This is a genomic window from Deinococcus budaensis (assembly GCF_014201885.1).
Classification (GTDB): domain Bacteria; phylum Deinococcota; class Deinococci; order Deinococcales; family Deinococcaceae; genus Deinococcus; species Deinococcus budaensis.
In genome coordinates this window covers 60276-86247 of the sequence record NZ_JACHFN010000002.1, presented here as the reverse complement: position 1 = coordinate 86247, position 25972 = coordinate 60276, and the positions used below count along the sequence as shown (strand labels likewise).

Genomic DNA, 25972 nt, shown 5'->3' with positions numbered 1-25972 from the left:
AGGGGTCCCGGCGGTCAGGCGGAGACCACGCCCGCGCCCAGTTGCCGCAGTTCGCGCAGCACATCCGCCGGGTGGGTGACCGGATTGACCCGGCGCCAGTGCTGGGCCAGCGTTCCGTCGGGGGCGATCAGAAAGGTCTCGCGGGCGGCGGTGCCCAGCAGCCCGCCCAGGCCGCCCATCACCCCGTAGACGCGGCTGAGGCGGCGGTCGCCGTCGGGGATCAAGGGAAAGCTCAGGCCGCAGCGGTCGCGGAAGTTCGCCTGCCGGGCCTCGGTGTCGGTGCTCACGCCGATCACGGCCGCATTCAGCCGCTCGAACTCGGGCAGGGCGGTCTCGAAGCCGCGCGCCTCGACCGAGCAGCCCGGCGTCCCGGCGCGCGGGTAGAAGTACAGCACCACCCAGCGGCCCCGCAACTCCGCCAGACTCAGCGGGCGGCCGTCGTCGCTGCGGGTCTCGAACTCGGGAGCGGGCTGGCCGACGTGCAGGGGCATGGGGCGCATTGTACCGGGCCGCCCTGCGGGGGAGACCGGGGGGCGTTCCCGCACTGCCGGGGGCGGCCTCCACCTGCGCCGCTCCGGGTGGCCGCTGGGCGCCGTCTACAATGGCGCCCGTGTCCGCCCCGGTGTCTGGCCTGCCCCCCGACCTCTTCCCCCCCCGCTTGCGGCGGCCGCTGGCCTCTTACGCGGGCCAGGTGGTCGCCGTGGGTGTCTCGGGCGGGGCCGACAGCGTGGCGCTGCTGCGGGCGCTGCTGGGGGTCGGGGCGCGGCCGGTCGTGGCCCACCTCGACCACGCGCTGCGGCCTGGGTCGGCGGGGGACGCGGCCTGGGTGCTTGAGCTGGCGGAGCGGCTGGGCGTGCCTTTCGAGACGGTGCGGGTGGACGTGGCGGCGGTCGCGGTGCGGCGCGGCGGGAATCTGGAGGATGCCGCGCGGCGGGTGCGGTACGACTTCCTGGGCCGGGTGGCGGCCCGCCACGGCGCGGGGGCCGTCCTGACCGCCCACACCCGCCGCGACCAGGCCGAAACGGTGCTGATGGAGCTGCTGCGCGGCGAGGCGACCCTGCACGGCATCGCTCCCGCGTGGGGCCGGGTGCGGCGGCCCTGGCTGGACGTGCCGCGCGCCGACGTGGAGGCCTTCTTGCACGCCCTGGGTCAAGGCTGGCGCGAGGACCCCACCAACGCCGACCCCGCCCAGACCCGCGCCTGGCTGCGCTGGGAAGTGCTGCCCCGCCTCCGCGCCCGCTTTCCGGCCACCGAGGCCGCCCTGGCCCGCGTCGCCCGCCTGTCGCGCGAGGACGATGCGGCGCTCCGGGTGCTGGCCGACCGCTTGCAGCCCCACACGCCGCTCCCCGGGCAACCGCCCGCCGTGCTGCGCCGCCATGTCACCCGCACGCTGGCGCAGGCGGGACTGCCCTACCACGCCGAGCAGGTCGAACGCCTCGCCGCCGCGCTGGGGGCAGGGGAGACCGCCCACCTGTGCCTGCCGGGAGGACGTGACGTGACCGTGACGGGCGGGCGGCTGCATACGGCGCCGCAGGTCTGGCCCGCGCCCGACTTCGCGGTGCCGGAGGGCTGGACCCGCCGCACCCGCCAGCCCGGCGACCGGGTGCGGCTGCCCGGCGGTACCCGGCGGCTCAGCGACGTGCTCACCGACGCGAAGGTGCCGCGCGGCGACCGCGACCGGGTCTTGCTGCTCGTCCAGGGGAGCGATGTGCGCTGGGCGGGCCTCCGCCCCCCCGTCTGGGGCGCGGGCGCCCGCGAGGAGGTGGGCGCGCCGCCGGACGCCCTGCACGGCGCCCCCCACGGGGCGATGGGCGAGGCGCTGGCCCTGGCCCACGAGGCCGCCGGGGCCGGTGAGGTGCCGGTGGGCGCGGTCGTCCTGGGACCGGGGGGCGAGGTGGTGGGCCGGGGCCGCAACACCAGCCGCGAGGACGGCGACCTGACCCGCCACGCCGAACTCGCGGCGCTGCGGGAGGCGGCCCGCACCTTGGGGACGCCCTACCTGGACCGCTGCACCCTGGTCGTCACCCTGGAACCCTGCCCGATGTGCCTGGGCGCGGCGCTGGAGGCGCGGGTGGGCCGGATCGTCTACGGCGCCCGCAACCCCAAAGCCGGAGCGCTCGGCGGCGTGACCGACCTGCTGGGGCACCACTGGGGGCATGCCCCGGTGGTCACGGGCGGCCTGCGCGCGGGCGAGGCGGCGGGGCTGTTGCGAAGGAGCTTTCAGGCGCTGCGGCGCGGGGCAGGAGCGGGGAAGCCGCAGCCCTGAGCGTCAGCCGCCGTCGCAGCCCCCGCCTCCACCTCCGCCATCGCCGGAGTCGCACCCGCCTCCGCCGTAAGCCATGAACGCGCCCGCCTCGCCGCCCGAGGCATGGGAGCCAGTTCGGCGGCCCGCGCCCCTTCTCCGCGCGCCCTCCGCTGATCCGCCCGAACCCAGCAGGAGCAGCCAGGCGGCGACGCACAGCCCGGCGGCCGCCGCCCAGCTCCAGAACACACCGAGGATGACGAACAGCACGGCCGCCAGCAGCACTTTCGTGAAGAGGGGAAATCGCATGGAGCCTCCTGTGAGCGGATGGAAGGTCGGGGGCGCTCTCCCAGTCTGCCCTTTTTCCATCAGCCGCAGGTCAATAGGGCAGGTGGAAAAGGTGGGGAGGCCAGAGCCTCTGCTCCAGCCTCCCTCCTCCGTAGGCCACAGGCGCCTACACTTCCAGCGGCACGTCCACCCCAAGTTCGGCGAGCACGGTGCGGATCGCCGGGGCGTCGATTCCGGCGCGGGCGTGGACGCTTTCGACCGTCGCGTGGTCCTGAAACTCGTCGGGAATGCCCAGCACCCGCACGGGCACGTTCAGGCCCATCCGGCTCAGCGCCTCCAGCACCGCGCTGCCGAAGCCCCCCACGACCGTGTTGTCCTCCACCGTGACGAGGGCGCGGGCGTCGGCGGCGATCTCGCGCAGCATCGCCTCGTCGAGCGGCTTGACGAAGCGGGCGTTGACCACGCCGACGGGCAGCCCCTCGGCAGCCTTCAGCGCGTACTCCAGCGCCTTGCCGCCCGCCAGGATCACCACGTCGCCGCCCTCCCGCAGCCGCTCCCAGCTGCCCCACACCAGTGTCGGCCAGGTGCCCTCGGGCACGCGGGCAGTGTTGCCGCGCGGGTAGCGGATGGCGAAGGGGCCGGGCTGCTCCTGAGCGGCCTTCAGCATTCCGCGCAGTTCGGCGGCGTCCCTCGGCAGGCCGACGCCCACATTCGGAATCGAGCGCAGGTAGCTCAGATCGAAGACCCCGTTGTGCGTCGCCCCGTCGGCGCCCACGATGCCGCCCCGGTCGATGGCGAAGGTGACGTTCAGGTTCTCGATCGCCACGTCGTGCAGCACCTGGTCGTAGGCGCGTTGCAGGAAGGTCGAGTAGATCGCCACGACGGGCCTCAGCCCTTGCAGCGCCATCCCGGCGGCGGTCGTCACCGCCACGTCCTCGGCGATGCCCACGTCGAGGTAGCGGTGGGGGTGGACCTGGCTGTAGCGCACCAGCCCGCTGCCCTCGCGCATGGCGGGGGTGATCACGAAGGTGCGCGGGTCAGCCTTGGCCAGTTCGGTCACCGCGTCCCCGAAGGCCGCGCTCCACGAGTAGGCGTCGCTGGCCTTGAAGTCGCCGGTCGCCGGGTCGAACTTGCCCGGCCCGTGCCAGTAGATGGGGTCGGCCTCGGCGTAGCTCAGGCCCTTGCCCTTCTTGGTGACCACGTGCAGGATGGTCGGGCCGTCGAGGTCGATCAGACGCTCCATCAGCCACACCAGTTCCTGCACGTTGTGGCCGTCCACCGGGCCGACGTAGCGCACCCCCATCGCCGCAAAGGGGTTCACGCTGGCGGGGTCGAAAAAGTGCCGGGTGCTGCTCTTGGCCCGGCTCATCAGGTCGGCCAGCGGCTTGCTGACGGCCTGCACCGCCTTTTTCCCGGCGCCCTCGCCCTCCTGAAACCACTTCTGGACCTGGAGGCCGCGCATGAACTTGTTGATGGCCCCGACGTTTTCCGAGATGCTCATCTCGTTGTCGTTCAGGACGATCAGCATCCGGCTGCCCCGGTCCCCGATGGTGTTCAGGGCCGCCAGGGCCATGCCGCCCGTCAGCGAGCCGTCCCCGATCACGGCGGCGACCTGATGGTCCTGCCCCAGCGCGTCTCTGGCCAGCGCCATGCCCAGCGCGTTGGCGAGGCTGGTGCTGGCGTGTCCCACCGTGATCGCGTCGTGTTCGGACTCGCTGACCTTGGTAAAGCCGGACAGGCCGCCCTCCTTTTTCACGGTCGGCATCTGGGCGCGGCGCCCGGTCAGGATCTTATGGGCGTAGGCCTGGTGGCCCACGTCAAAGAGGATGCGGTCACGCGGGCTGTGCAGGACGTAGTGCAGCGCCACGATCAGGTCGGTCGCGCCCAGGCTGCTCGCGAGGTGCAGGCCGCCCACCGAGCAGACGCGCACGATCTCGTCGCGCAACTCGGCGGCCAGCTGCGGCAGTTGCTCGCGGGGCAGTTTCTTGAGGTCTTCCGGGCTGTTCACGCGGTCCAGCAGCGGCGTGGGCGGGGTGAGGCTTGTCGGCTCGCTCATGGCTGACCTCCCAGGAGTCGGGGCGGGCGGGGCAGGCAAAGGGAGGGCATGCCCCCACGGTAAAGCAGGGCGCGCACCTTTACCTCCCCCCAAAGTTGCGTCCGGTGAGCAGCAGGCCTTCGGGCGTGCGGACCTCGCCGACGAAGGGCGTGAACCACAGCTGCTGAGCTTGAGGAAACAGGCCGCCCACGTCGTCGCTGATCTGGCGGGTGACCACCCACACGTCGAAGGCCCCGGCGGGCGTCGTGACCTGGCGGCGGTCTTGCACGTCGTAGCGGTACCGCAGCGTGCCCTGCGCCTGCGCCCGGCCGTCGTCGCCCGTCAGCGTGACCCGGCTGGTCCCCTCCCAGCCCAGCCCGACGCGCCACGCCCCCTCCGCCGGGGCCTCGCGCCAGGGCGGGTCGAGACGCACGGTCACGCCCGGCTTGCGAAAGCCCAGCAGCTGCACGCCGTCCGCGCTTACCCGGCGGTACCAGGTCTGGTCGGCGCCGCGCCCGGTGAGCGCAAAGGCCAGCACGCTCTCGCCCGCAAACACGGTCGGTCCCAGCGCCCGCAGCGTGTAGGGCAGCCCCGTAGCCGCCTCGCCTTCAGGCAGATAGCTCCAGCTCAACCCGGTTTCCAGCGGGTAGAAAGACACCCGGCTGACCGGCGTGCTGGCCTGCACCGGGGCCGCCGGGGAAGCGGTCTGGGTCGCGGCGGGGGCGCAGGCAGCCAGCAGCGGCAGTGCGAGCAGCGGCGCCGCACCCAGGCCCAGCGGCGAGAAACGCCGGGGCCGTGGGGAGGAAGGGCGGCGGGGCATGAACTTCAGGGTAAGGCGCAGCATCGGTCCCATTCTGTCAGCAAACATGAAGTCCGCCTGACGCGCCCGCCTGGGAGAGCGGCCCGGCAAAGAAAAAGAAAGAAAAAGGGCGCCGCAAGGGCGCCCCGGCTGGGGGGGGGGACGAGGCTGGATCAGCCCGGCTTGGAGCCGTCGCCCTGCACCCGGTTTTTGAGCGCGGCAAAGGCCTCGTCGAGGTCGCGGTCGCGGCCCAGGTCGCGCAGCTGGGCGTCGAGGTCGTTTTCGCGGCTCAGCTCGGTCATGGCCTGGTTGCGGTCTTCCATGCCAGCGACCTTGCGCTCCATCTCCTCGAAGGCGTCTATCGCGCTGCCCGCCTGATCGAACCCGCTGACGCGGCCCAGGGTGGCGCTCGCCTCGGCGGTCTTTTGCCGGGCGGCGAGCAGGGACTTGCGCGATTCGAGTTCGTCGATCTTGGCTTCCAGGGCGCGCAGCTGGGTCTTGAGCTGGTCGACCGTGCTGCCCTGCACGCCGACTTGCTCCTCAAAGCCCTTGGCGAGGTCCTTGTGGTTCTGGGCGCGCCTCAAGGCCTCGCGGGCCAGCTCCTCGCTGCCGCCGCGCAGGGCCTCCTCGGCCTTTTTCTCGTACTCCTCGGCGAGCTTGCGGTTGGTGCCCGCCTCGCGGGTGAGCTTGGCGCTCTGGCTCATTGCGTCGGCCACCTCGGTGCGGGCCTCGGTGTAAGCGGCACGCATGTCGCGCAGGGCCTGGTCGATGATCTTGGCGGGGTCTTCGGCCTTGCTGATCAGGTCGTTGACGTTGGCGCGCAGCAGTCGGGAAAGACGGTCGAGAATGCTCATGGGTGTGGCCTCCTTGCCGTCATGATTACGCACGCGCCCGCGCGGCGGTTCCCCCGGCCCCGAGTCTCAAGGCGAACTAAAGCCGCTCGCCGCCGGGGTGAGAGGGCAGACAAGGGCTGCGGGAAAGTGCGCTCCACAGGCACTTTCCCACAGCCCTTCCTGACCGAAGGGCGGGGCGTCAGAACACGATGGGCTTGAGGCCCACGCTGGCCGACCCGCAGGCGACCGTCACGTTCGACCCGGCGGGCGTGAAGGTGCAGCCCAGCGAGCGCAGGCCCGCCAGCGGGAAAATCAGGTTGGTGCCGTCGGTGGCCGGAACGAGCGGGAGTTCCACCGTGCCGCTGCCCAGCTGCGCGCCCTTTTGCCCGGCGGTCACGGTGAGGGTCTCGCCCCCGGTGCGGCTGAGGCGAAAGCGCCCGCCCCCCAGCGAGGTCACGTTGACCACCCCGACGAGGTCGCGCCCCAGCACGTAGGGCTGACCGCGCACCACACCTGCGGGGGTGGCCGGACGGGCCGCGCCGGAGGCGGCGGGGGCCTGCGCCACGTCCACGACCAGCAGCGTCTCGCGCTCGGAGAGGGGCGCCATCAGCACGAATGCCGCGACCGGCCCGTTCGCCGCGCCCGACACCAGCAGCGAACTGGCCTGACCGGAGGTCTTCCAGTCGGCCAGCGCCCGCGTGCCGAGCTTGCCGCGCACCAGCGGCCGCAGGCTGGAGGGCGTGTTCTGAACGTACAGGCACACGGCCGCCGCGCTGACCTTGAGGGTCTTCGGGCACGAGACGATCTGGCCCCTCACGGTGCCGCTGATCTCCACAGCGACGCTGCTGACCGCCCGGGCGGTCGCTGCCGAAACGGCTGTGCCGGGCGCCGCTGCCGGGCGGGGAGCGGCCGGGGCCGTGGGGGTGGTGGCCTGGGCGCTCGCGCTCGACAGCCCTCCTGTCAACAGCAGGCCCGCCACGCGAACCACCTTCGAAACTTGACGCATGGCTGGAATGCTACCTGCCGCACATGAGCGTCCACTTTGAGACCCACATCTAGCCGTCAGCTTGCTCATGGGGCGCTGAGGGGAGGGAGCAGCTGGCAGGAACAGCGCACCCCCGCCGTTGTGCCCGGAATTCAGGCGGAAGAGTCGGGTAGACTCGGGGGCGTGCTCGCGTTTCGCCTGTTCATCTTGTTGCTGGGCCTGGGGCTGGGGTGGGCGGCCGGTTTGCTGCTTGGCCCGGGGGACGCCGAGCTGGCGCGCGTCAACACCCTCAGCCTGATGCTGGCCGGCGCCCTGGCGGCCCTGCTGCTCGCGCCCCGCGCCGAGCGGCTGGTGACCCGGCTATGGGGGCGCCTGACCCGCTGGTACGCGGGGCTGTCGCCCAGCACGGTGGCGGCGGCCACAGCCGGGCTGCTGGTGGCCCTGCTGCTGAGCGTGCTGCTGGGGCAGCTGCTGCGCGCCCTGCCTTTTTACTCCTGGGTGTGGAGCGTCGGGGTAACCGGGCTGCTGGCGGCTTTTTTCGTGCCTTTCGCCGTGCGCCACGCCGACGCGCTGGGGTTTCTGGCCTTTCCGCAGGTGCGCCGGCAGCCGGGCAGCAAGATTCTGGACAGCAACGTGATTATCGACGGCCGCATCGTGGAGCTGACCCGCAGCGGCTTTCTGGAGGGCGAACTGGTCGTCCCGGGCTTCGTGCTGCGCGAGTTGCAGCTGCTGGCCGACCACGCCGACCCCCAGAAACGCGCGCGCGGCAAGCGCGGCCTGGGCGTGCTGGAGGAGCTGCGCGCGGTGCGCCCCCTGCGCGTCGAGGACTGGGACGACCCCGCCCTGAAGACGGTGGACGACCGGCTGGTGCGCCTGGCCCGCGAGACCGGCGGCAAGCTGCTCACCAACGACGGCAACCTGGGCCGGGTGGCCCGGCTGCACGGCCTGGACGTCCTGAGCCTGCACGCCGCCGCCGCCGCCCTCAAGGCCCAGGTGCAGGCCGGGGACCTGCTCACCGTCACGGTCACCAAAAGCGGCCAGCAGCCTGGCCAGGGCGTCGGTTACCTCGAAGACGGCACGATGGTCGTGGTCGAAGACGGCCTGAAGTTCCGGGGCAAGCCTGCCCGCGTGCAGGTCGTGAACAACGTGCAGACCAACATGGGCCGCATGGTCTTCGCGCGGCTGGACAAGGGCGACGCGGCCTGACCCCAGGAGGCGCAGGCTTCCGCTTCCGCGCCCTCCCTCCCTTCAGGGTCCGCGGCTGTTCCCGGTAACCCCGCCAACGTTCTGGAGGGGACTGCGGCGCCTTCCCGTCGCTCTGGGGGCGGTTGCGCTCGCCTGTGTGCGGGGGGGGGACCCCTCCCCGCCCGCCGGGGGTGATACTGGAGCCATGGACCCTGCGCCCGGCCCCGACCCGTCGCCCCCTGCCCTGGCGCCCTCCGCGCGGCGCAGCAGGCGGCGGCGCAAGGAAGCGCAGCTGGGCCTGTTCGCGCTGGTGATTCCGATTTTCGTGCTGAGCCTGGTGTTCTCGCGGGGCGAACCGCTGCCAGCCCTGGCGGTCTTGCTGCTTGTGGCGCTGACGCTCGCGCTGCTGTTCGGCCACCCCCGCACGGGGGCGAACCTGCGGGCGGTCTTCGCGCGGCCCGAGGCGGCCGCCGTGCTCGCGCTGCTGATTCCGGCGGTGGCCGTGGGCGGCGTGTTCGGCGGACCGTGGCTGATGCTGGCGGTGCTGTCGCTCGCCTTCGTGGGCGTAGGGCTGGCGGCCTTCCGGGGCGCGGCCCTGATTCACGAAGCTGGACTGCCCGCGGCCCCATCCATTCCCACGGTCCCTCAGCCTACCCCCGCCGCCCTCCCCGCCCAGCCCAGCGCCGAGGTGCTTCCCCAGCTCGACGTGCGTGAACTGTGCCGGGGCCTGCCGTCCGCGCTGGCGGGCGAGGTGCTCTCCACCGTGGACCACCTCGAGACCGTGGCGGTGCAGGCCCGCGAGGGCGGGGACCCCCGCCGCGCCTTCGACGCCCGGCAGGGGCTGGGCGACTACCTTCCCGGCACCGTCCAGGCCTGGAAGGCGCAGCCGGAAGACGAGCGCGACCCCGCCGAACTGGAACGCGCCCTGGGGCAGATTCGCCGCATCGCCGGGCCGGACACCTCCTCCCGCGAGAGCGCCCGCCGCGCCTGGGAAACCCAGCAACGGTTTTTGGAAGCCCGCACCGGCAAGGGCAGCGGCGACCCGGACTGACCCCGCCGGGGGCTTGAACCGGACGCTACGTCAGCCCTTACGGTGCGGGACGGAGGAAGAGCGGTGAAACTCAGAATCGGGGAACTCGCTCAGCGCAGCGGCGTCACGGTGCGGACCCTGCGCCATTACGACCAGATCGGCCTGCTGCGCCCCGACGAGCGCACCGACGGCGACCACCGCCTCTACTCCGGGCGCGAGGTGCGGACCCTGCACCAGATTCAGACCCTGCGGACGCTGGGCCTCTCGCTGGAGCAGATTCGCGCCGCCCTGCACGACCCGGCCCACGACCCTGCCGCCGTCCTCGCCGCCCACATCCGCCTGCTGGAGGAGCGGCTGGAGCGCGAACAGACGCTGCTGGAACGCCTGAAACGGCTGGACCCGCAGGGGGCGACGTGGGCCGAACTCTTGGAGGTGATTCGCATGAACGAGAAGGTGGAGAAGATGCTGGACACGGCCCGTCAGGTGGGCGAGCAGCCCAAGTTCGACGACGAGCAGATGCGCTTCCTGGAGGAACGGCGCGAGATCGTCGGCGAGGCCCGCATCGGGGAGGTCGAGGCCGAGTGGCCCCGCCTGATGGCCGAGGTGCTGCGCGAGATGGAGGCCGGAACCCCGCCCGCAGACCCGCGCGTGGTCGCCCTCGCCCGGCGCTGGCGGGGGTTGGTGGCCGAGTTCACCGGGGGCCGTCCGGACATCGGCGGGACGCTGAACGAGTCCTATCAGGCGCACATGACCCCAGAGATGCAGGCGATGTGGAACTACATCGGGGAGGCGATGGGGAACCTGAAGTGAAGTCAGTAAAAGCGGCGGCCCATGCAGAGGGGCCGCCGCTTTGATGTGCGCTGCTCAGTCCTTGACGAGTTCAATCCCGGCCAGTTCGTCCACGGGCAGGCCCCACTCGTTCATCGCGGCGATGAAGGGATCGGGGTCGAACTCCTCGACGTTGTAGACGCCGGGCTTCTTCCAGACGCCCTGAAGCATCAGCATCGCGCCGATCATGGCGGGCACGCCGGTCGTGTAGGAGATGCCCTGCGCCTGCACTTCCCGGTACGTCTCGGCGTGGTCGGTGACGTTGTAGACAAAGTGCACCTTGTCCGGCTCGCCGTTCTTGCCCAGCCCCCTGGCCTGCACGCCGATGCAGGTCTGCCCGGTGTAGCCCTCCGCCAGCGACTCGGGCGCGGGCAGCACGGCCTTGAGGAACTCGATGGGGGCGATCTTCTGCCCCCGGAAGTCGATGGGTTCGATGGAGGTCATGCCGATGCCCTCCAGCACGTTGAGGTGCTTGATGTACGCCTCCCCAAAGGTCATCCAGAACCGTGCCCGCTTGATGGTCGGAAAGTTCTGGACCAGCGACTCCAGCTCCTCGTGGTACAGCACGTAGCTCTTGCGGGTCGCCACCTTGGGGTAGTAGATGTCCTGGCTGATCTCCAGCGGCGCGGTTTCCACCCACTCGCCGTTTTCCCAGTAGCGGCCGTTCGCCGTGATCTCGCGGATGTTGATTTCCGGGTTGAAGTTGGTGGCGAAGGCCTTGCCGTGGTTGCCGTTGTTGCAGTCCACGATGTCGAGGTAGTGAATCTCGGAGAAGTGGTGCTTGGCGTGGTGGGCGGTAAAGACGTTGGTCGCGCCGGGGTCGAAGCCGCAGCCGAGGAGCGCCATCAGGCCCGCTTTCTCGAAGCGCTCGCGGTAGGCCCACTGCCAGGAGTACTCGAACTTCGCCACATCCCTCGGCTCGTAGTTGGCGGTGTCGAGATAGTGCACGCCGGTTTCCAGGCAGGCGTCCATGATCGTGAGGTCCTGGTAGGGCAGCGCCACGTTGATCACGAGTTCGGGGGAAAAGTCGCGGATCATGGCGGCGAGTTCCGGCACGTTGTCGGCGTCCACCGCCGCCGTGGTGAACTTCGTCCGGCTCTGGGGAAAGTGCTCGTGGATTTCCGCGACGATCTTGTCGCACTTGCTCACCGTGCGGCTGGCGAGCAGCACTTCCGTGAACACGCCGTCGTTCTGGGCGCACTTCTTGGCGACGACGTTGCCCACGCCGCCCGCACCGATAATCATGACCTTGCTCATCGGGAGCCAGTGTAACGCGCAGGGGTGGAGCCGCCGGGCCAGCCACGCTGATGCCCGTGTCAGCCGCGCGGGGCGGCCCCCAGCCTCCTCCTCCGGAGGGCGGCCCGCCTCCTGCTGCGCTAGCCTGCGGGCCGGATGCGGACTTTCGGGCTGATCTTGCTGGCGTTCGTGGCGGGGGTCGCGGTTCTCGTGGCCGTGCTCTCGTGGCAGGGCCGCGCCGCCCGCGAGTATGGCCGCGAGGCGGTGCGGGCCGCCGCGCAGGCCGGGCCGCTCACCGCAGAGAGGCCCTGCGCCGCCGTGCTGGGGCGCGAGCCGCCCGCCACCGTCCAGGGGTGTGTGGTGGGTCCGGTGGAGGGACAGGCGCGCGCCACGCTCACGCTGGAAGGCGGGCGGGTTTTCCAGGTGGCCCCCTGACCCTACGGCGCGGCCCTTGCGGCCCCGGGCGGCGCTGAACTTTTGCCGCCCGCGTTCTGGGCTAGGCTGCGGAGATGCTGACCTTGCAAGGCAAGTACCACGTGGCGCCCAACAAACGCCTGACGATTCTCGCGGAACCCCACGGCCAGCGGGCTGCGGCGCTCGACAGCGACATCCAGGCGATGCGCGCAGCCTGCGAGGCGGGGGAGGGCCGCTGCGACGTGCATGTCTTGACCCAGCACGGCTTTATGCAGGGCACCCTGACCGAGAAAAAGCCCCGCAAGTTCTCGCTGTGGCAGTTCGAGGGCCACCTGGCCTTTCCGCCCCGCTCGTAGGGGCGCGGGCGGCGGGCGGCCGACTTCGAGAGGCCCGGGGCAGCGGCTCCGGGCCTCGTTCTTTGGAGGAGAAGGGCTTTGGAAGGTAAGGGGAGGGACCGGGGCGCGCTCAGGAGGGCCGGGTGGGGGCCGCGCCGGTCAGGTCGGCGCTTTCCTCGTCCAGCGGCTCGTCGGCGGCGCAGCCCCCCTCGCGCACCCAGGCGTCCTGGGGGGTGCCCTCGGCTTTGGGGGTGACGTGCTGGCGCAGGGTGCCCATCAGGTGGGCGAGGTGGCTGAGTGAGACGGGCAGCGTGACCACGCCCTTGAGATAGAGGCTGTTGAAGCTGTGGGCGTCCACGCGCTGGACATCCTTGAGCAAGACCGTGAAGGTGCGGCCGCCGCGCTCGAAGCGCACGCGGTCGGTGGTGCCGGGCATCCAGCGCAGGGTCAGGGTGCGGGAGGTGGGCATGGGGACCTCGACTTTCACGGGGCCAGGCCCCGCACCTGGGTGAGGGGCGGCCCCGTTGGCCCCAGCATTCCACGCGGAGAGGATGGCGGGGTGCCGGGAGGCGCGGCGGGACCCCCGGAATCCCCGGCCCTGCATCACCCCGGCAATGGCCCTGCGGGCGCCTTTCAGGTCGGGCGCGGCCGCCGCGTCCACCCTGCCCAGGCCGCTGAATCAGATCTCGGCTTGCCTCAGCCCCACGTCGAGGGCGTCCTCGCGGGCGCGGTTCCGGGTCAGGGCGCTGGAAGACCAGGCTGAAGCCCCCTGCCGCACCGAGGCGGAGATCAAGCTGTCCATGTCCCGGTGGTCTCCGGGGTCGGCGCGGCCGCTCACCGCGTTTCGGTTTCCGTGAGCCGCGAGCGGCCCTGGGGCGCGGCGCCCGGTTGCTGCCCCGCAAAGGCTCCGCAGGCGCTCATGGCGCCCAGGATCACCTCGCTGATCGCCTGCCGGGGCGTCTCCGAGCCGTCGTGCGAGGCCAGCAGCGCGCCTTCCCGCCGGGCGCTGAACACGTAGCGCGGGGCGCCGTGCCCGGCACCTTCCAGATCGGCCTCGGCTGCGGCCCAGGCGAAGACCACCCCCTGCGCCTCCAGCCGGTGCAGCGAGCGGACCAGCCCGGGGGTCACGAGGTCGCGCCACCCGCCGCCCCAGGCAATCTCTGGCAAGTTCATTCTTCAGGATACGCCCCGGCGCCGCCGCGCGGAGGTCGGCCTACCGCCTACCGGGGCGGGGCCGCACTGCCGGTCGGCGCAGACCCGCCCCTGCTCAGGCCGGGACAGTACGGCGAGAGAAAGGCGGCCACCGCTGCCCAGGCCGCCCGCGCCCCCTGCGGCGTGTTCACGTCTGACCGCAGCATCAGCGCGCCGTGGACGAGCGGCGTGCCCGACACGTACAGCCTCCGGCGTTCGCTGGGAGAGGCGGCCAGCAGGCGGCGGGCCTGCGCCTCCTCGTGGCCGCGCATCGCTGCGATCAAGAGCGGCACGTGCACCCCCGCCGCCGCCCGGAGGGTCAGCGAGCGGTCACGCGCGACATACTCGCCGGGAGAAAAGGCCAGGACCGCCGCGACCTCGCGCGGGTGCCGCGCGGCCAGCCGCAGGGCCAGGCTTGCCGAATAGCTGCTGCCCCACACGATGACCGGGCCGCCAGGGTCGCGGCGGCGCGCCCAGCGCAGGGCGCCTTCCAGGTCGGGCCACGCCTGCTCGTAGGCCACGTCGGGATAGAGGGCGCGGCCCGTGCGGTTCTCGCGGCCGAACATCGTGCCCCCCACGCGCTGGTCGATGGCCAGGGCCGCGCACCCCGCCCGCGCCAGCCGGGGGCCGACGGTGGCGTACTCGGCACGGTTCGACTGTGTCTGGTGAAACAGCAGCACCAGGGGCACCCCGCGCCCGCGCACCGCCCACAGGTCCCCGTACACGGCCACCCCGTCCGCCGCGCGGAACGTCACCTCGCGGGGAAACGGGGCCGCGCCCGTGACCGGCCACCGCGCCAGCCCGGCCAGCAGCGCCAGCCCGCCCAGCACGAGGCCCAGCAGGAGACCCAGCGCCCCGGCCGGCCTCCATCCCCGTCCGCCACCACCGCGCCCACCCGCGCTCATCCCGCTGCCCTCCCCGGCCCGCTCTGGGCTGGCCTCCGAGCCTTCAGTATGGGCCGCGCGGGGCCACCCTTGATCCCACGGCGGCGCCCTGGCCCATGACGCCGGGGGCGCTACCCGGAACCTGCGACGCCGGGTTCGGGGAAGGGATCAGGCGCCTGACGGGGCTGCGCGCCGGGTGGGAAGGGGGTTGGGCCGTCTTTACCCTGACCCCCCAGGGCCAGAGGCGGGCGGTGCTGGCGTCCCCCCATGCAGCGGCGGGCTGCACACGGCACCGGGCACGTCTGTCAGCCCACTTTTCCGGTCGAGACCCTGCGCGGCCGAAGCCTGGAAGACCCCCGGCATTTCGCCCCGCTTCCTACTGCCGTTGTGGCGGGTCGGGGTGGCGTACAACGCGCAGGTGGCCCGGGGGCGCGGCCTGTCTTGACCCCCCGGCCTGCCCCCCGGCGCCCCGGCGCTAGCCTGCCCGCATGACCCCAGGCGGCCTGCCCGAGCGCTTCGACGTGATCGTCCACCCCGCCCCCGAGCTGCGCGGCGAACTGCGGGCGCAGCCCAGCAAGAACTACACGACCCGGTATCTGCTCGCCGCCGCGCTGGCCGAGGGCGAGACGCGGGTGGTGGGCGCGGCGACCAGCGAGGACGCCCAGGCCCTGCTCGGCTGCCTGCGGGCCTGGGGCGCGGGCGCCGAACGGGTCGGAGAGGACGTGGTCGTGCGCGGCTTTGGCGCCCGGCCCCGCGCGGGCGTGACCCTCGATCCCGGCAACGCGGGCGCGGTCGCCCGGTTTCTGATGGGCGTGGCGGCGCTGACCCAGGGCACGACCCTGGTCACCGACCACGCCGAGTCGCTGGGACGGCGGCCCCAGGGGGACCTGCTCGGCGCTCTGGAGCGCCTGGGCGCGCGGGTGGGCAGCGAGGGCGGGCGCCTGCCGGTCACGGTCAGCGGCCCGGTGCGCGGCGGGCGGGTGGAGGTGTCGGCGCAGCGGTCGAGCCAGTACGCTTCCGCGCTGATGTTTCTCGCGCCCCTGCTGCCCGAGGGCCTCGACCTGCGGCTGACCGGAGAGATCAAGAGCCGCGCGCCGCTGCGGCAGACGCTGGACACGCTGGCGGCCTTCGGGGTCACGGCGAGCGCCAGCGCGGACCTCCGCCGGGTAAGCATTCCCGGCGGGCAGACGTACCGGGCCGGGCGGGTGCTGGTGCCTGGCGACTACCCGGGCAGCGCGGCGATCCTGGTGGCCGCCGCCCTGCGGCCCGGCGAGGTCACGGTCACGAACCTGCGCGAGCACGACCTCCAAGGCGAGCGAGAGGCGCTGGACGTGCTGCGCGAGATGGGCGCCGACCTCGTGCGCGACGGGGACCGGGTGACGGTGCGCGGCGGCCAGCCCCTGCGCGCCGTGACCCGCGACGGCGACGGCTTCACCGACGCGGTGCAGGCGCTGACCGCCGCTGCCGCCTGCGCGAGCGGCACGACGACCTGGGAGAACGTGGCGACCCTGCGCCTCAAGGAATGTGACCGCATCAGCGACACCCGGCGCGAGCTGGAGCGGCTGGGCCTGAGCGCGGGCGAGACGGCGGACAGCCTCAGCGTGACGGGGACAGGTCAGATCCCCGGGGGTGTCACCGCCGATGGGCACGGCGACCACCGCATGATCATGCTGCTGACCCTGCTGGGGCTGCGGGCGGGGGCGCCCCTGCGCATCACCGGCGCGCACCACATCCGCAAGAGTTACCCGGACTTTTTCCGGCATCTGGAGGCGCTGGGCGCCCGCTTCGAGTACCCGGCGACGGACGCGCGCTGAGGGCGGCAAGGGGCGCTGCGGGGCTGGGTACACTGGCCGCATGACGACCACCCTGCCGTCCGGCTCGCGGCCCGCCCCGCCCGCAGCCCGCCGCGCGACGCCGCTGCAAAACCTCGTCACGACCGGGCTGACCTGGTGGCTCACGGCGGGGATTTTCGTGGACGGCTGGGCGCACAACCGCTACGGCGAGAGCCTGGAGACCTTCTTCACGCCCTGGCACGCGCTGTTCTACTCGGGCTTTCTGGCTGCGGCCGCCTGGGTGGTCTGGCTCGCCTGGACGGGGTGGCGCAGCGGGCAGCGCGGCCCGGCGGCCTTGCCAGAAGGCTACGCGCTGGCCGCGCTGGGCATTCCGGTGTTCGCGCTGGGCGGGCTGGGGGACCTGACCTGGCATACCGTCTTCGGGATCGAGGTCGGCATCGAGGCGCTGCTCTCGCCCACGCACCTGCTGCTGTTCGCGGGGGCGGCCTGCCTGGCCTCGGCCCCGCTGGTGAGCGCCTGGCGCACGCCCACCCCCCGCGCCGCCCCGGCGGGGGTCGCCTGGCCCGCCGTGTTCGCCATGACCTCGCTGCTGAGCCTGGTGTCCTTTATGCACATGTACCTGTGGGGACTGCTGGCCGCGCCCCAGGGCCTGGGCTACGTGCAGACGCGCGGCGAGCTGGGCAGCATCCTGCTCACGGCGCTGATCCTGGCCGCGCCCGTGTTGCTGCTCTTGCGGCGTTTTCGCCTGCCCTTCGGGGCCGTCACGCTGATGTACGGCCTGAACACCGGGCTGATGACCCTGATGCTGGTGCCCGGCGAGTGGCGGGTGCCCGCGTTGCTGCTCGCCTCGGGTCTCGTGGCCGACGCCCTCTTGCTGCTGCTGAATCCGTCCCCGGCGCGGCCCTGGGCGCTGCGGGCTTTTGCCTTCTTGCTGCCGCTGGTCGTGTGGGGACCGTATCTGGGCGGCCTCACGGGGCTGGGCCTCAGCAACCTCAGCCTGGAGCTGTGGCTGGGCGTGGCCGTGATGGCGGGCCTGGGCGGGGTGGCGCTCAGCGCGCTCGTCGTGCCGCCGCCGCTGCCCCCGGAAGCCGCGACCTGAGCGGCGTATCCTGCCGGGCATGACCGCCGAAGTTCCCGTCCGCCCTGCCCGCACGCCCGAGGAGGTGCGGGCCTTTTACGACGCGCACCGCACGGTCCGCCACTACCGCACGCGGGAGGACGGCACGCCGCTGCCGCTGCCGGAGGAGCACCTGGACGCCATGCTGCACGCGGCGCAGCGCGCACCGACCGACGCGACCGCGCAGCTGTACTCGCTGATCCGGCTCTCGGACCCCGGGGTGCGCGCCCGCGTGGCCGAGCTGACCACCAACGCGCACGTCGCCAGCGCCTCCGAGGCCTTTGTGGTGTGCCTGGACGTGCGGCGGGTGGGCCGGGTGCTGGAGGTGGCCGGGCACGCGCCGGGGCACTGGCCCGCCATCGCGGTGCATTTCGGCATCGGGGACGCGGTGATGGCCGGGCAGAACCTGCTGACCGCCGCCGAGATGCTGGGGTACCAGGGCTGCTGGATCGGTGGGGTGCTCAACGGCCTCGGCGGCCTGCTCGACCTGCTGGAGCTGCCCGCCGGGGTCCTGCCTTTCGCGGCGCTGACGGTCGGGATTCCCGCCGAGCAGCCCCCGCTGCGCCCGCGTGTGCCGCGTCCGCTGATCGTCCACCAGGACCGGTACCGCGACCCCAGCGACGAGGACCTGCGCCACGCCACCGAGGTGATGAATCCCATCGCCGCCCGCGCGGGCAAACCCGGCGACTGGGCGCGGCTGCTCAGGATGTACTTCGGCCAGGGCGGCGGCATGGAGGCCCGCGAGCCGGGGCTGGTCGCGGCCCTGAAGCGCCAGGGGCTGTGGGCGGGAGAGGAGCTGGGCCAGTGAAGCGCGACTACGACCTGACCACCCTGGCCGCCCGCGCGGGAGAGGAGGCCCGCCCCGAGGGCAACGTGCCGCTGGTCGAGCCGCTCTACCAGTCCACCGTCTACGCCTTTCCCGACCTGGACGCGCTGGAGCGCACCATGAGCGGTGAGGAAAGCGGCAGCTTCTACTACCGCAACGGCACCCCGAATGCCGCGACCCTGGAACGCGCCCTGGCGGGTCTGGAAGGCACCGACGCCGCCCTGGTCGCCGCCAGCGGCATGGCCGCGATCAGCGCCGCGCTGCTGGGCACACTCCAGAGCGGGGACCACGTCGTCGCGGACGCCCGGGTGTATGGGGTGACCTACGCCCTGCTGGCCGAGGAGCTGCCGCGCCTGGGCATCACGACGACCTTCGTGGACGCCTGCGATCCCGGCGAGGTCGAGGCCGCCTTCCGGCCTGAAACGCGCGTGCTGCACGTCGAGAGTCTCACCAATCCGCTGATGACGGTGCCGGACGTGCCCCGGCTGGCCGCCCTCGCCCACGCGCGCGGGGCGCTGCTGAGCGTGGACAACACCTTCGCCAGCCCGGCGGTCTTTCGCCCTGCGCTGCACGGGGCCGATCTGGTCACGCACTCGGTCAGCAAGTACCTCAGCGGGCACTCGGCGGCGTTTGGCGGCGTGGTGTGCGGGCAGGCTGACCTGATCAGCAGCGCCCGCACGCGCCTGACCCGGCTGGGCGGCACCATGGGCGCCTTTGACGCCTGGATGACCATGCAGGGCCTGAAAACCCTGGGCCTGCGGATGCGCGCGCATTCCGGCAACGCGCAGGCGGTGGCCGACGTGCTGGCCAACCATCCGCGCGTGCGGGCCGTGTACCACCCCGGCCTCTCGGACCACCCGCAGTTTCACCGGGCGATGGAGCTGTATCCGCAGGGTTTCGGCGGGATGCTGAGCGCCGACATCGAGGACGCTCCCGCCTTCGTGCGTGCGCTGGCGGGCCGCATTCCGCTCGCGCCCAGCCTCGCGGACGTGGTGACCACCCTCTCGTGGCCCTGGGGCACCTCCCACCGCGCCCTGCCGGAAGCCGAACGCCGCCGCCTGGGCATCACGCCGAATCTGCTGCGCCTCTCGGTCGGTATCGAGGACATCGGAGACCTGCTGGGCGACCTGGAAGGGGCGCTGGAGGTCGGGGGGGAGTGATGAGACGCATCGTGCGCTGCGTTCTGCTGGGGACGTTGCTTTCAACGGGAGCGAAAGCGTCTTCCAGGGACTTGGCCGCCTGGACCCCGCGAGAGGCGCGGGGAGCCTGCGCCGCGCTGGCGAATCTCGCGGTCCGGCGGGCCAGCATCGCGCGGATCGTCTACACGCGCCCCGCCACGTTCAGGCAGGGAACGTGGACGCTGCGGGGCGTGCTGCGGCTGACGCAGGCTCCGGGAGGTTTGAACCGCGCGCCCTTCACCTGCGTTTTTACCCAAGCTTCCGATCTGTTCGAGGTTAAGCCCGTGTCCCTGACCCTGGGTTCCTAACCTGGACTGGGCAGTTCGCCCACCTGCGGCTCAGCGGCCCCGCGCCTCGATCTCGCGCAGATGCTCGATGCGGTCGGCGGTGCCGGGGTGGGTCTGGAGCAGCTTCTCGGCGGCGCTGCTCTCCTCGACGCTGTTCTCGCGGGCGTCCCGGTCTCCGGTCTCCAGCCGGGCGAGGACGGCGCGCAGCGGCCGGGTCGTGCCGTAGGCGCGCATCAGGTAGGCGCCCGCGACCTCGTCGGCGGCGGTCTCGGCGGCGCGGGAGTAGCCGTTGCGGAGCAGGGTGGCGGGCACGGCGGCGGCGAAGGTGCCCGCGCTGATCAGGTCGCCCGTCACGGCCACCGTGAGCAGGGTCAGGCCCAGGCCCTGGTAGACCCCGGCCAGACCGTGCCGCCCGGTCACGTGCCCGACCTCGTGCGCGAGCACGCCGACGAGTTCGCGGTCACTGCGCGCCAGGGCGACGAGCTGGTCGGTCATCACGACCGTGCCGCCCGGCAGCGCAAAGGCGTTGGCCCCAAGCTGAAGGGGAGCGCCTTGCGGCTCGCCGTCGCGCAGCAGCAGGCGGTAGGTGTAGCCCTGCCCGCCCGCCTCCCGGGTGACCTGCCGGAACGCGGCCCGGAGTTCGGCCTGCCGCGCCTGGCTCAGCCGGGTGGGCGCGAGGTAACCGCCCTGCTCCAGAAACTCGCGCGTCTCGCGGTCGAAGGTCGCCAGCACCGCGCGCGGCGTGGCCGCCGCCGCCCCCCGGGCCAGCGCCGGAATCCCGAAGACCACGAAGGCGGCCACCAGCGCCAGCGTGACGCCCAGCGCCCCCAACGCGGTCCACCAGCGGGCTTCCAGCCGCCGCACGCCGCCCAGGGCGCGGTTGCGGCCGTCCCGCGCCTCCAGGGCCGTTACTGCCGCGTCGTCACGCGTCTCGAAGCGGGCGCCGCCGGGAAAGCGCAGCACGCGCGGCACCCCCGGAATCGGTGGCTCGATCCCGACCTGCTCCAGCGTCCAGTGCGTCTCCGTCTCGGCGCCGCCCTCGCCGTCCAGCCGCAGGGTGACGCAGCTGCCGCTGACCTCCAGCGTGGCGTCGTGGCGGCGGCTGCTGCGGCCGTCGAAGGCGGTGCCGGTCAGGCGGATGGGGGAGGGGGAGACTGGACCCGTCATCAGAAGCCCAGGTTGATGTCGAGCAGTTCGGTGGCCGCCTCGCCCAGCGCGTTTTCGCCGGGCGCCACGTCGGCGCAAAAGGAGCCGAGCGGCACCAGCGCGCGCACCTGGATGCCCTGCGTCACGTAGCGCGCCCGGCGCACCGCCGCCCAGGGGGTCGCCAGCCCCAGCGTCAGCGCCTGCACCACGGCGTTGGACACGCCGATCCACACCAGCGTCCACGGCCGGAAGGTGGCCCCGGTGCGGACCACCCCGCCCACCTCGACGTGGTTCAGGACCAGCCGCAGGGTCGCCGCGCGCACGTACTGCCAGGCGACCGCGTACAGCCCCAGCACCAGCAGGTAGGCCCCGGCGACCAGCGCGAGCGTCAGCCCCGAGCTGCCCAGGTCGGGTAATGGCAAGTCTGCCCCTCCCAGCGCCACCGCCAGCGCCGCGACCAGCGGAGCGCCCAGCAGCAGCCCGCCCCCGACGCCGACAGCCAGCCCGGTCAGCCCGATCAGGTAAAAGTCGCCCACGTCGCCCCGGAAAGTCGCGCGGGCGGTGCCGTAGGCCGCGTGCTCCACCTGATAGCGCCGCTGCATGAACCAGCCCCAGGGCAGCGCCAGCCCCGCCGAGAGCGCCGCCGCGACGTTGCCCACCCCGTAGGCGAGGTAGCTGCCGCCGGGCCGTCCGTGGTGCCGGAAGGCCAGCCCCCGGTGGGTGGTGCTGGCCGCCAGAAAGCGCAGCGACTTCATCACCAGCCAGGGGTAAAGCAGCAGGTAGGCCGCCGCGATCACGCCCGCGACGTACTCCCAGCCGCTGAATTGCAGGTTCAGCGCCAGGCTGTAGGCCAGAAAAAAAGCCCCCACCAGCAGGTAGGCCCGCAGCAGCGCGGCCGGGCGGGCGGTGTAGTCGAAATTCTGCCCGTCCAGCCAGGTGTGGCCGTAAAAGTAGCGCCGCTGCCGCACCCGCGCCCACGGCAGGTACAGCCCCAGCGTCACCACCGTCAGCGCCGTGTTCACGATCCAGATGCGGAAATACTCGCCCGCCTGCCCGGTAAACGAGAGCGGGTGGGTGGTGACCGTGGCGGCGGTCACCGGAGAGGCGGGCTGCTGCGGCGCCCCGCCGTCTCCGCCCGGGGCCGCCGCGCCCGCCTCCCCGGAAGGTCGGTCGTGTCGGCCCAGCGGAGCGGGAGGCGGCGCGTCGGTCATGCGCCCATGCTACGGCGGGCGGGCCTCCCGGCGGCGTGCATCTGCCTGCCCGGGCCGCCTGAGCGCACGACACCGCAAAAAAGAGGGTAGGCACGCGGCCTGCCCTCCCGGTTCCCCCAGCGGGGGGCGCCTACCAGCGGCTGCCGCTGCGGTCACCCACCGGGGCAGGCGCGGCGTTGGTCACGACCACGTTGCGGGCCTGGGGACCCTTGCCCCCCTGCCCGGCCTCGACCTCGAACTCGACCTCGTCACCCTCGTTGAGCTTGCGGAAGCCGCCGCTCTGGATGGCGCTGTAATGCACGAACACGTCGGGATTGCCCGGATGCTCGATGAACCCGTACCCCTTTTCGACGTTGAACCACTTCACACGACCCTGAGCCATAACACTCCTCCGCATCTCCGCAGCGCACACACCCGGGCGCGGGGTCCTCTGGACCGGCGCCTGACGTGGGGTGATAGGGGAGACTCCGGCAGTATCGCACGCCGGTCCGGGCAGACAAAGCAGGTGTGGGCAAGTGTGAAGCCCCCTGCCCCGTATACTCCGCCCATGATCCCGCCGCCCGACGGCCTGCGTGGCCCGGCGCCGACCGCCCCGCCGCGCAGGCCCGGAGCCAGGCCCGCCTGCGCCGCCCGCAGGCGGGCGTGGAGCTGGCCGCGCCGCGCCCGGCTGCGGGTTCACCTGTGCCGGGACGCCCGGGTGCCCGGCCCCCCCGTACCTGACCCCCCCGTGCCTGGCTCCCGCGCCCGGCTCCTGCCCCGCTTCACCCTGCCCGGCGCCGCGCCGTGCCTGGAGGCCCCATGCCGCTCTACGCCCTCGACGGAGTCTCGCCCGACGTTCACCCGACCGCCTTTCTCGCGCCCAGCGCCGACCTCGCCGGACAGGTGCGGGTCGGGGCGCAGGCCAGCGTGTGGTTTGGCGTGGTCGCGCGCGGCGACATCGAGGCCATCGTGATCGGGACGCGCTGCAACGTGCAGGACGGCGCCGTGCTGCACACCGACGCGGGGCACCCCTGCACCCTGGAGGACGGCGTGACGGTCGGGCACCGCGCGGTCGTGCACGGGGCGCACTGCGCGGCGGGCAGCCTGGTCGGTATGGGCGCCGTGATGCTCAGCGGCTCGCGCCTGGGCCGGGGCGCCGTGCTCGCCGCCGGGGCGCTGCTGCGCGAAGGTCAGGAGGTTCCCGACGGGATGCTGGCGGTCGGCGTGCCTGCGCGGGTGGTGCGCCCCACCGCGCCCCCGGGCAACGCCGGGCGCTACGTGGAGCAGGCGGCCCGCTACCGCGCGGGGCTGGCGCCGGTGCCCCCCCCGGGGCCGCCTGCTCCCGCCGGGGAGGCCCCGTGACCAGCTCCGGCGACGGCCTGCGCGGCGAGGGGACAGGGGCAGGCCGCGGCGGGGAGGGCCGCGAGCGCCGTCCGCCCGACCCCGGCCCGCCCGGCTCCGGCTCCCCTGACGCGGGCCTGCCCAACCCTGGCCCCCCCAACGCTGGTCTGCCCGGCACCGACCCGGCAGGGGACGCGGGCGAGGAACTGATTCCCGAACTCGCCCCGATGTTTCCCGGCGCGCCCGCCTTTCTGGCGCGTTTCCTGCCGCACGCGGCGCCGACCCACACCGGGCTGCACGTGCATTTTTGCGACCTGCACGCCTTCTTGCGCCACCTGCACGAGCAGGTCTGGTACGGCTACCTCTCGGCCCAGCTTGGGGACCAGAGCGCGGTCGTGCTGCTGTTCGAGGGCCGGGTGGTGACGGCGGCCTCGGCCAGCGCGACGGGTGAGCAGGCGCTGGGCGACCTGCTGGGCCTCTACGAACAGGGCGCGGTCCTGAGCGCCCACCCGCTGCCGCCCGCCTGCGCGCACGCCCTGAGCGGGGTAGGCAGCCGGGCCTGGAAATTCAACCTCACCGAGGACTTCACCGGCCTGCACGCGCGGCCCACCGGGGCGATTCTTTACGCGCGCGGCGAGATCGTGGCGACCATGCACGCCTCGCTGCCCTACGAGGGGGCCTTTCCCGCCCCGCTGCGCCCCCAGACCCTGATCCTGCCGCGCAGCCTGGCGGGGTGGGCGCACGGGCAGTACACCCTGACCCTGCGCGGCCGCGACGCGCTCAACGCGATCACCGACATCCACCGGGGCTTTCGGCTGCACTACGGCCCGGTCGGCCTGGGTTTTTTGCGCGCCCTCTGGGAAAAGCTGACGCCCGCCGAGTACGCCGTGCGCGGCGACCTCGCGCTGCACGACCTCGAACCGCTGCTGCGCGAGTTCGTGCAGACGGGGCTGGTGCGCGGGGAGTAGCGCCTCTCCGCCCCCGGCAGGCACAGGCGCGGCGGCGGGGGAACGCCCGGCCCTGTATATCTGGTCCTGTACATCTGGCCCTGGCCCCGCGCCCCCCGGCTGTGCTGGAATGCGGCCGTGAGTCCTCCTGCGCGCGGGCCTGACCCGTCTTCCTTCGACCCGGCCCTGGCGGGAACCGGCCGCACGGCCACCCTGGCGGTGCTGGCGGGGCTGTTCATGCTGGCGACCACGCCTTTTTTGGGGGGGTTGCTGCGCGGTCAGAGCGACAACCTCGCGCGCAACGTGCTGTACGCCGCCGCGACCGCCGTGCTGCTGGGGCAGGTGTGGCGCGGCAGCGTGTGGGCCTGGCGCCTGACCGTGGCCTTCAGTGTCTTTTCCGGGCTGCTGGTGTTCGTGGTCGGCATGCTGGCGGGCGTGAGCAACTGGCAGGGCTGGGTGATCAGCCTGGCGGGGCTGGGCTTCCTGGGGCTGGGGATGTGTCTGGTGGCTGTGCCGAGCGTCCGCGCCTTTCTGGACGCGCGCTGGGCGGGCCGCCGGGGGCGCGGCGGGTGAGGGGCCGGGCATGAGCGCGCGGCGCTTTACCGTTCAGGGAACCAACAACGCCTTTGTCTGCGCGCATTGCGGGGCGCAGGTGCAGCCCCTGCGCAACGGTTCGGTCCGCAACCACTGCCCCGCGTGCTTGCACTCGCGCCACGTGGACGTGCAGCCCGGCGACCGCGCCAGCGACTGCGGCGGCGTGATGGCCCCGGTGGGCCTCGAGCAGAGCGGCAAGAAAGGCTGGGTGATCGTCCACCGCTGCCTGAAGTGCGGGTTCGCGGGACGCAACCGCGCCGCCCTCGACGACCCCGCGCAGCCGGACAGCTGGGACGTGATGGTGGCCCTCAGCCGCCGCCCGCCCGTGTGATTCCCACCCCGGCCCCCCGGCGGCAGAGAAGGGGCCGACTCCCTGAAAGCGCCGGCCCCCTCTGCCCGGCGGCGGATCAGCTCTTGCAGCGCACGTCCTTGCTGAAGTGCTTGGCGGTCAGGAAAGCGTAGCTGTTGGTCTGGAGGTAGCGGGTGATGCCCGTGTTCAGCGCCGCGCGGGTCGAGGTGTTGTCCTCGCGCACCATCATGCCCAGCGGCACGCTCCACAGCTCCGGGCCGAAGGAAAAGGTGGCCTTGGGGAACATCCGCTTGGCGGCGGGCGCCATCACGGTGTAGGCGAAGGTGGCGTCCACCGCCTTGGAGATCACGGCGTAGATCACGTCGCCGGTACTGGGGTAGATGTTGACCTTCTTCTCGAAGGGCAGCTTCTGCACGTAGGAGTGCATGATCGACCCGCTGGGCACGCCGATGGTCTTGCCCACCAGGTCGGTGTGCTTTTGCAGCTTGGGATCGAAAGACACCACCGAGACGCCCGCGCAGGCCGTGGGCACCGTGAAGTCCACCTTGTTCTCGCGGGTGCTGGTGATGCCCAGCCCCCCGATGGCCACGTCCACCTGGTCGTCTTGCAGCAGCTTGATCAGGTCGCTGGCGGGCGCCATCCGGAACTCTACACGCACGCCCAGGCCAGCGGCGACGGCTTCCAGCAGCTCGGGTTCGTAGCCCCGGAAGCGCCCGGCCTCGTGCATGGTGAAGGGCGGCAAGTCGCCGGGGGTCGCCACCCGCAGCACGCCGCTGGCCTTGATCTGCGCGAAGGTTCTGGCCCCGGCGTGCGGCGCGGCCAGCAGGGCAATGAGGGTGGCGGTCAGGAGAGGCAGGGTACGGCTACGGGTCATGGCGACGGTCCTTTGGAGGCAAGAGGACGAGAGGGGGCGCAGGCAGGAAAACCGGGCCACCGGGCAGGGGTGTTCCCCCGCGAG

Annotated in this window: 30 protein-coding genes; 15 read left to right on the top strand and 15 right to left on the bottom strand. The window is 72.7% G+C overall.

Annotated elements, in window-relative coordinates; translation table 11 throughout:
* Positions 1-14: 14 nt before the first annotated feature.
* Positions 15-491: a peroxiredoxin gene (locus tag HNQ09_RS03215; protein WP_184025434.1), complete on the bottom strand. Its 477-nt coding sequence runs from the start codon at positions 489-491 to the stop codon at positions 15-17.
* Between the two features lie 119 nt (positions 492-610).
* Here HNQ09_RS03215 and tilS point away from each other — a divergent pair, with 119 nt between their 5' ends.
* Positions 611-2266 (top strand): tRNA lysidine(34) synthetase TilS, encoded by a 1656-nt coding sequence (gene tilS, locus HNQ09_RS03210; RefSeq protein WP_343057588.1) that lies wholly within the window; start codon positions 611-613, stop codon positions 2264-2266.
* Between the two features lie 3 nt (positions 2267-2269).
* Here tilS and HNQ09_RS03205 read toward each other — a convergent pair whose 3' ends face one another.
* The 5 genes from HNQ09_RS03205 to HNQ09_RS03185 all read right to left on the bottom strand — a co-directional run bounded on the left by HNQ09_RS03205 (position 2270) and on the right by HNQ09_RS03185 (position 7203).
* On the bottom strand, positions 2270-2551 hold the full coding sequence (locus HNQ09_RS03205; RefSeq protein WP_184025430.1) for a hypothetical protein: 282 nt from the start codon (positions 2549-2551) through the stop codon (positions 2270-2272).
* 145 nt (positions 2552-2696) lie between these two features.
* Positions 2697-4586 carry a 1-deoxy-D-xylulose-5-phosphate synthase gene (gene dxs / locus HNQ09_RS03200; protein ID WP_184025428.1) on the bottom strand — a complete coding sequence of 630 codons (1890 nt, stop codon included), beginning with the start codon at positions 4584-4586 and terminating at the stop codon, positions 2697-2699.
* A gap of 79 nt (positions 4587-4665) precedes the next feature.
* Positions 4666-5385, bottom strand: a complete 720-nt coding sequence (locus tag HNQ09_RS03195; RefSeq protein ID WP_246363109.1) for a hypothetical protein — start codon at positions 5383-5385, stop codon at positions 4666-4668.
* A gap of 152 nt (positions 5386-5537) precedes the next feature.
* Positions 5538-6218: a PspA/IM30 family protein gene (locus HNQ09_RS03190; protein ID WP_184025426.1), complete on the bottom strand. Its 681-nt coding sequence runs from the start codon at positions 6216-6218 to the stop codon at positions 5538-5540.
* Positions 6219-6396: 178 nt separating this feature from the next.
* Positions 6397-7203, bottom strand: a complete 807-nt coding sequence (locus HNQ09_RS03185) for a hypothetical protein (RefSeq protein WP_184025424.1) — start codon at positions 7201-7203, stop codon at positions 6397-6399.
* A gap of 162 nt (positions 7204-7365) precedes the next feature.
* Here HNQ09_RS03185 and HNQ09_RS03180 point away from each other — a divergent pair, with 162 nt between their 5' ends.
* From HNQ09_RS03180 to HNQ09_RS19230, 3 genes are all read left to right on the top strand, one after another.
* On the top strand, positions 7366-8388 hold the full coding sequence (locus HNQ09_RS03180; RefSeq protein ID WP_184025421.1) for a TRAM domain-containing protein: 1023 nt from the start codon (positions 7366-7368) through the stop codon (positions 8386-8388).
* 184 nt (positions 8389-8572) lie between these two features.
* Positions 8573-9418 carry a hypothetical protein gene (locus tag HNQ09_RS03175; RefSeq protein ID WP_184025418.1) on the top strand — a complete coding sequence of 282 codons (846 nt, stop codon included), beginning with the start codon at positions 8573-8575 and terminating at the stop codon, positions 9416-9418.
* A gap of 63 nt (positions 9419-9481) precedes the next feature.
* Positions 9482-10207, top strand: a complete 726-nt coding sequence (locus HNQ09_RS19230; RefSeq protein WP_184025416.1) for a MerR family transcriptional regulator — start codon at positions 9482-9484, stop codon at positions 10205-10207.
* 54 nt (positions 10208-10261) lie between these two features.
* Here the strand turns inward: HNQ09_RS19230 and HNQ09_RS03165 are convergent, their stop codons facing one another.
* On the bottom strand, positions 10262-11482 hold the full coding sequence (locus HNQ09_RS03165) for a saccharopine dehydrogenase family protein (RefSeq protein ID WP_184025413.1): 1221 nt from the start codon (positions 11480-11482) through the stop codon (positions 10262-10264).
* Between the two features lie 135 nt (positions 11483-11617).
* Here HNQ09_RS03165 and HNQ09_RS03160 point away from each other — a divergent pair, with 135 nt between their 5' ends.
* The gene (locus HNQ09_RS03160; RefSeq protein WP_184025410.1) at positions 11618-11896 is read left to right on the top strand and encodes a hypothetical protein; all 279 of its coding nucleotides are present in this window, start codon (positions 11618-11620) and stop codon (positions 11894-11896) included.
* Positions 11897-11970: 74 nt separating this feature from the next.
* The gene (locus HNQ09_RS03155; protein WP_184025398.1) at positions 11971-12231 is read left to right on the top strand and encodes a hypothetical protein; all 261 of its coding nucleotides are present in this window, start codon (positions 11971-11973) and stop codon (positions 12229-12231) included.
* Between the two features lie 109 nt (positions 12232-12340).
* Here the strand turns inward: HNQ09_RS03155 and HNQ09_RS03150 are convergent, their stop codons facing one another.
* From HNQ09_RS03150 to HNQ09_RS03140, 4 genes are all read right to left on the bottom strand, one after another.
* A complete protein-coding gene (locus HNQ09_RS03150; RefSeq protein ID WP_246363108.1) occupies positions 12341-12679 on the bottom strand; it encodes a hypothetical protein in 339 nt (112 codons plus the stop codon).
* 210 nt (positions 12680-12889) lie between these two features.
* Positions 12890-13012 (bottom strand): hypothetical protein, encoded by a 123-nt coding sequence (locus tag HNQ09_RS19085; protein ID WP_281378260.1) that lies wholly within the window; start codon positions 13010-13012, stop codon positions 12890-12892.
* Positions 13013-13044: 32 nt separating this feature from the next.
* The gene (locus HNQ09_RS03145) at positions 13045-13383 is read right to left on the bottom strand and encodes a hypothetical protein (protein ID WP_184025396.1); all 339 of its coding nucleotides are present in this window, start codon (positions 13381-13383) and stop codon (positions 13045-13047) included.
* Between the two features lie 47 nt (positions 13384-13430).
* Entirely contained in the window at positions 13431-14231 is an 801-nt protein-coding gene (locus HNQ09_RS03140) for a serine aminopeptidase domain-containing protein (RefSeq protein WP_184025393.1), read from the bottom strand.
* A 542-nt stretch (positions 14232-14773) separates the two neighbouring features.
* Here HNQ09_RS03140 and aroA point away from each other — a divergent pair.
* From aroA to HNQ09_RS03115, 5 genes are read left to right on the top strand one after another with little or no spacing between them, the layout of a single operon-like run.
* The gene (aroA, locus tag HNQ09_RS03135; RefSeq protein WP_184025390.1) at positions 14774-16099 is read left to right on the top strand and encodes a 3-phosphoshikimate 1-carboxyvinyltransferase; all 1326 of its coding nucleotides are present in this window, start codon (positions 14774-14776) and stop codon (positions 16097-16099) included.
* Positions 16100-16139: 40 nt separating this feature from the next.
* Positions 16140-17177, top strand: a complete 1038-nt coding sequence (locus HNQ09_RS03130) for a hypothetical protein (protein WP_184025387.1) — start codon at positions 16140-16142, stop codon at positions 17175-17177.
* Positions 17178-17196: 19 nt separating this feature from the next.
* Complete coding sequence (locus tag HNQ09_RS03125) at positions 17197-18003, top strand: nitroreductase family protein (RefSeq protein WP_184025385.1); 807 nt, start codon at positions 17197-17199, stop codon at positions 18001-18003.
* Positions 18000-19181: an aminotransferase class I/II-fold pyridoxal phosphate-dependent enzyme gene (locus HNQ09_RS03120; RefSeq protein ID WP_184025383.1), complete on the top strand. Its 1182-nt coding sequence runs from the start codon at positions 18000-18002 to the stop codon at positions 19179-19181. Before HNQ09_RS03125 ends, HNQ09_RS03120 begins: the two co-directional genes overlap by 4 nt.
* On the top strand, positions 19181-19507 hold the full coding sequence (locus tag HNQ09_RS03115; protein ID WP_184025381.1) for a hypothetical protein: 327 nt from the start codon (positions 19181-19183) through the stop codon (positions 19505-19507). The genes HNQ09_RS03120 and HNQ09_RS03115 overlap by 1 nt, the downstream gene beginning before the upstream one ends.
* Positions 19508-19537: 30 nt before the next feature.
* Here the strand turns inward: HNQ09_RS03115 and HNQ09_RS03110 are convergent, their stop codons facing one another.
* The 3 genes from HNQ09_RS03110 to HNQ09_RS03100 form a co-directional block, all read right to left on the bottom strand.
* Positions 19538-20653, bottom strand: coding sequence for a M48 family metallopeptidase (locus HNQ09_RS03110; protein WP_184025378.1), 1116 nt, complete (start codon positions 20651-20653; stop codon positions 19538-19540).
* Positions 20653-21843, bottom strand: a complete 1191-nt coding sequence (locus HNQ09_RS03105) for a YjgN family protein (protein WP_184025376.1) — start codon at positions 21841-21843, stop codon at positions 20653-20655. Before HNQ09_RS03105 ends, HNQ09_RS03110 begins: the two co-directional genes overlap by 1 nt.
* A gap of 130 nt (positions 21844-21973) precedes the next feature.
* Positions 21974-22225: a cold-shock protein gene (locus HNQ09_RS03100; RefSeq protein WP_184025374.1), complete on the bottom strand. Its 252-nt coding sequence runs from the start codon at positions 22223-22225 to the stop codon at positions 21974-21976.
* Positions 22226-22641: 416 nt separating this feature from the next.
* On the opposite strand from HNQ09_RS03100, the gene HNQ09_RS03095 reads away from it, so the two are divergent.
* The 4 genes from HNQ09_RS03095 (at position 22642) to HNQ09_RS03080 (ending at position 25035) form a co-directional block, all read left to right on the top strand.
* Positions 22642-23184, top strand: a complete 543-nt coding sequence (locus HNQ09_RS03095; RefSeq protein WP_184025372.1) for a gamma carbonic anhydrase family protein — start codon at positions 22642-22644, stop codon at positions 23182-23184.
* Positions 23181-24131 carry a hypothetical protein gene (locus HNQ09_RS03090; RefSeq protein ID WP_343057587.1) on the top strand — a complete coding sequence of 317 codons (951 nt, stop codon included), beginning with the start codon at positions 23181-23183 and terminating at the stop codon, positions 24129-24131. Before HNQ09_RS03095 ends, HNQ09_RS03090 begins: the two co-directional genes overlap by 4 nt.
* 117 nt (positions 24132-24248) lie before the next feature.
* Positions 24249-24683 carry a hypothetical protein gene (locus HNQ09_RS03085; protein ID WP_184025370.1) on the top strand — a complete coding sequence of 145 codons (435 nt, stop codon included), beginning with the start codon at positions 24249-24251 and terminating at the stop codon, positions 24681-24683.
* A gap of 10 nt (positions 24684-24693) precedes the next feature.
* Complete coding sequence (locus HNQ09_RS03080) at positions 24694-25035, top strand: RNHCP domain-containing protein (protein ID WP_184025368.1); 342 nt, start codon at positions 24694-24696, stop codon at positions 25033-25035.
* A gap of 76 nt (positions 25036-25111) precedes the next feature.
* On the opposite strand, the gene HNQ09_RS03075 is transcribed toward HNQ09_RS03080, so the two are convergent.
* Positions 25112-25888: a substrate-binding periplasmic protein gene (locus HNQ09_RS03075; RefSeq protein WP_184025366.1), complete on the bottom strand. Its 777-nt coding sequence runs from the start codon at positions 25886-25888 to the stop codon at positions 25112-25114.
* Positions 25889-25972 lie beyond the last annotated feature (84 nt).

Bases quoted from the DNA above. Each gene is read 5' to 3' on its own strand.
- HNQ09_RS03150 (WP_246363108.1), bottom strand. From the start codon at position 12,679: ATGCCCACCTCCCGCACCCTGACCCTGCGCTGGATGCCCGGCACCACC.
- HNQ09_RS03100 (WP_184025374.1), bottom strand. From the start codon at position 22,225: ATGGCTCAGGGTCGTGTGAAGTGGTTCAACGTCGAAAAGGGGTACGGG.
- HNQ09_RS03195 (WP_246363109.1), bottom strand. From the start codon at position 5,385: ATGCCCCGCCGCCCTTCCTCCCCACGGCCCCGGCGTTTCTCGCCGCTG.
- HNQ09_RS03130 (WP_184025387.1), top strand. From the start codon at position 16,140: ATGACGACCACCCTGCCGTCCGGCTCGCGGCCCGCCCCGCCCGCAGCC.
- HNQ09_RS03185 (WP_184025424.1), bottom strand. From the start codon at position 7,203: ATGCGTCAAGTTTCGAAGGTGGTTCGCGTGGCGGGCCTGCTGTTGACA.
- HNQ09_RS19085 (WP_281378260.1), bottom strand. From the start codon at position 13,012: ATGGACAGCTTGATCTCCGCCTCGGTGCGGCAGGGGGCTTCAGCCTGG.
- HNQ09_RS03190 (WP_184025426.1), bottom strand. From the start codon at position 6,218: ATGAGCATTCTCGACCGTCTTTCCCGACTGCTGCGCGCCAACGTCAAC.
- HNQ09_RS03155 (WP_184025398.1), top strand. From the start codon at position 11,971: ATGCTGACCTTGCAAGGCAAGTACCACGTGGCGCCCAACAAACGCCTG.
- HNQ09_RS03115 (WP_184025381.1), top strand. From the start codon at position 19,181: ATGAGACGCATCGTGCGCTGCGTTCTGCTGGGGACGTTGCTTTCAACG.
- HNQ09_RS03125 (WP_184025385.1), top strand. From the start codon at position 17,197: ATGACCGCCGAAGTTCCCGTCCGCCCTGCCCGCACGCCCGAGGAGGTG.
- dxs (WP_184025428.1), bottom strand. From the start codon at position 4,586: ATGAGCGAGCCGACAAGCCTCACCCCGCCCACGCCGCTGCTGGACCGC.
- HNQ09_RS03215 (WP_184025434.1), bottom strand. From the start codon at position 491: ATGCCCCTGCACGTCGGCCAGCCCGCTCCCGAGTTCGAGACCCGCAGC.
- HNQ09_RS03110 (WP_184025378.1), bottom strand. From the start codon at position 20,653: ATGACGGGTCCAGTCTCCCCCTCCCCCATCCGCCTGACCGGCACCGCC.
- HNQ09_RS03145 (WP_184025396.1), bottom strand. From the start codon at position 13,383: ATGAACTTGCCAGAGATTGCCTGGGGCGGCGGGTGGCGCGACCTCGTG.
- HNQ09_RS03095 (WP_184025372.1), top strand. From the start codon at position 22,642: ATGCCGCTCTACGCCCTCGACGGAGTCTCGCCCGACGTTCACCCGACC.
- aroA (WP_184025390.1), top strand. From the start codon at position 14,774: ATGACCCCAGGCGGCCTGCCCGAGCGCTTCGACGTGATCGTCCACCCC.
- HNQ09_RS03205 (WP_184025430.1), bottom strand. From the start codon at position 2,551: ATGCGATTTCCCCTCTTCACGAAAGTGCTGCTGGCGGCCGTGCTGTTC.
- HNQ09_RS03075 (WP_184025366.1), bottom strand. From the start codon at position 25,888: ATGACCCGTAGCCGTACCCTGCCTCTCCTGACCGCCACCCTCATTGCC.
- HNQ09_RS03105 (WP_184025376.1), bottom strand. From the start codon at position 21,843: ATGACCGACGCGCCGCCTCCCGCTCCGCTGGGCCGACACGACCGACCT.
- HNQ09_RS03175 (WP_184025418.1), top strand. From the start codon at position 8,573: ATGGACCCTGCGCCCGGCCCCGACCCGTCGCCCCCTGCCCTGGCGCCC.
- HNQ09_RS03165 (WP_184025413.1), bottom strand. From the start codon at position 11,482: ATGAGCAAGGTCATGATTATCGGTGCGGGCGGCGTGGGCAACGTCGTC.
- HNQ09_RS03080 (WP_184025368.1), top strand. From the start codon at position 24,694: ATGAGCGCGCGGCGCTTTACCGTTCAGGGAACCAACAACGCCTTTGTC.
- HNQ09_RS03160 (WP_184025410.1), top strand. From the start codon at position 11,618: ATGCGGACTTTCGGGCTGATCTTGCTGGCGTTCGTGGCGGGGGTCGCG.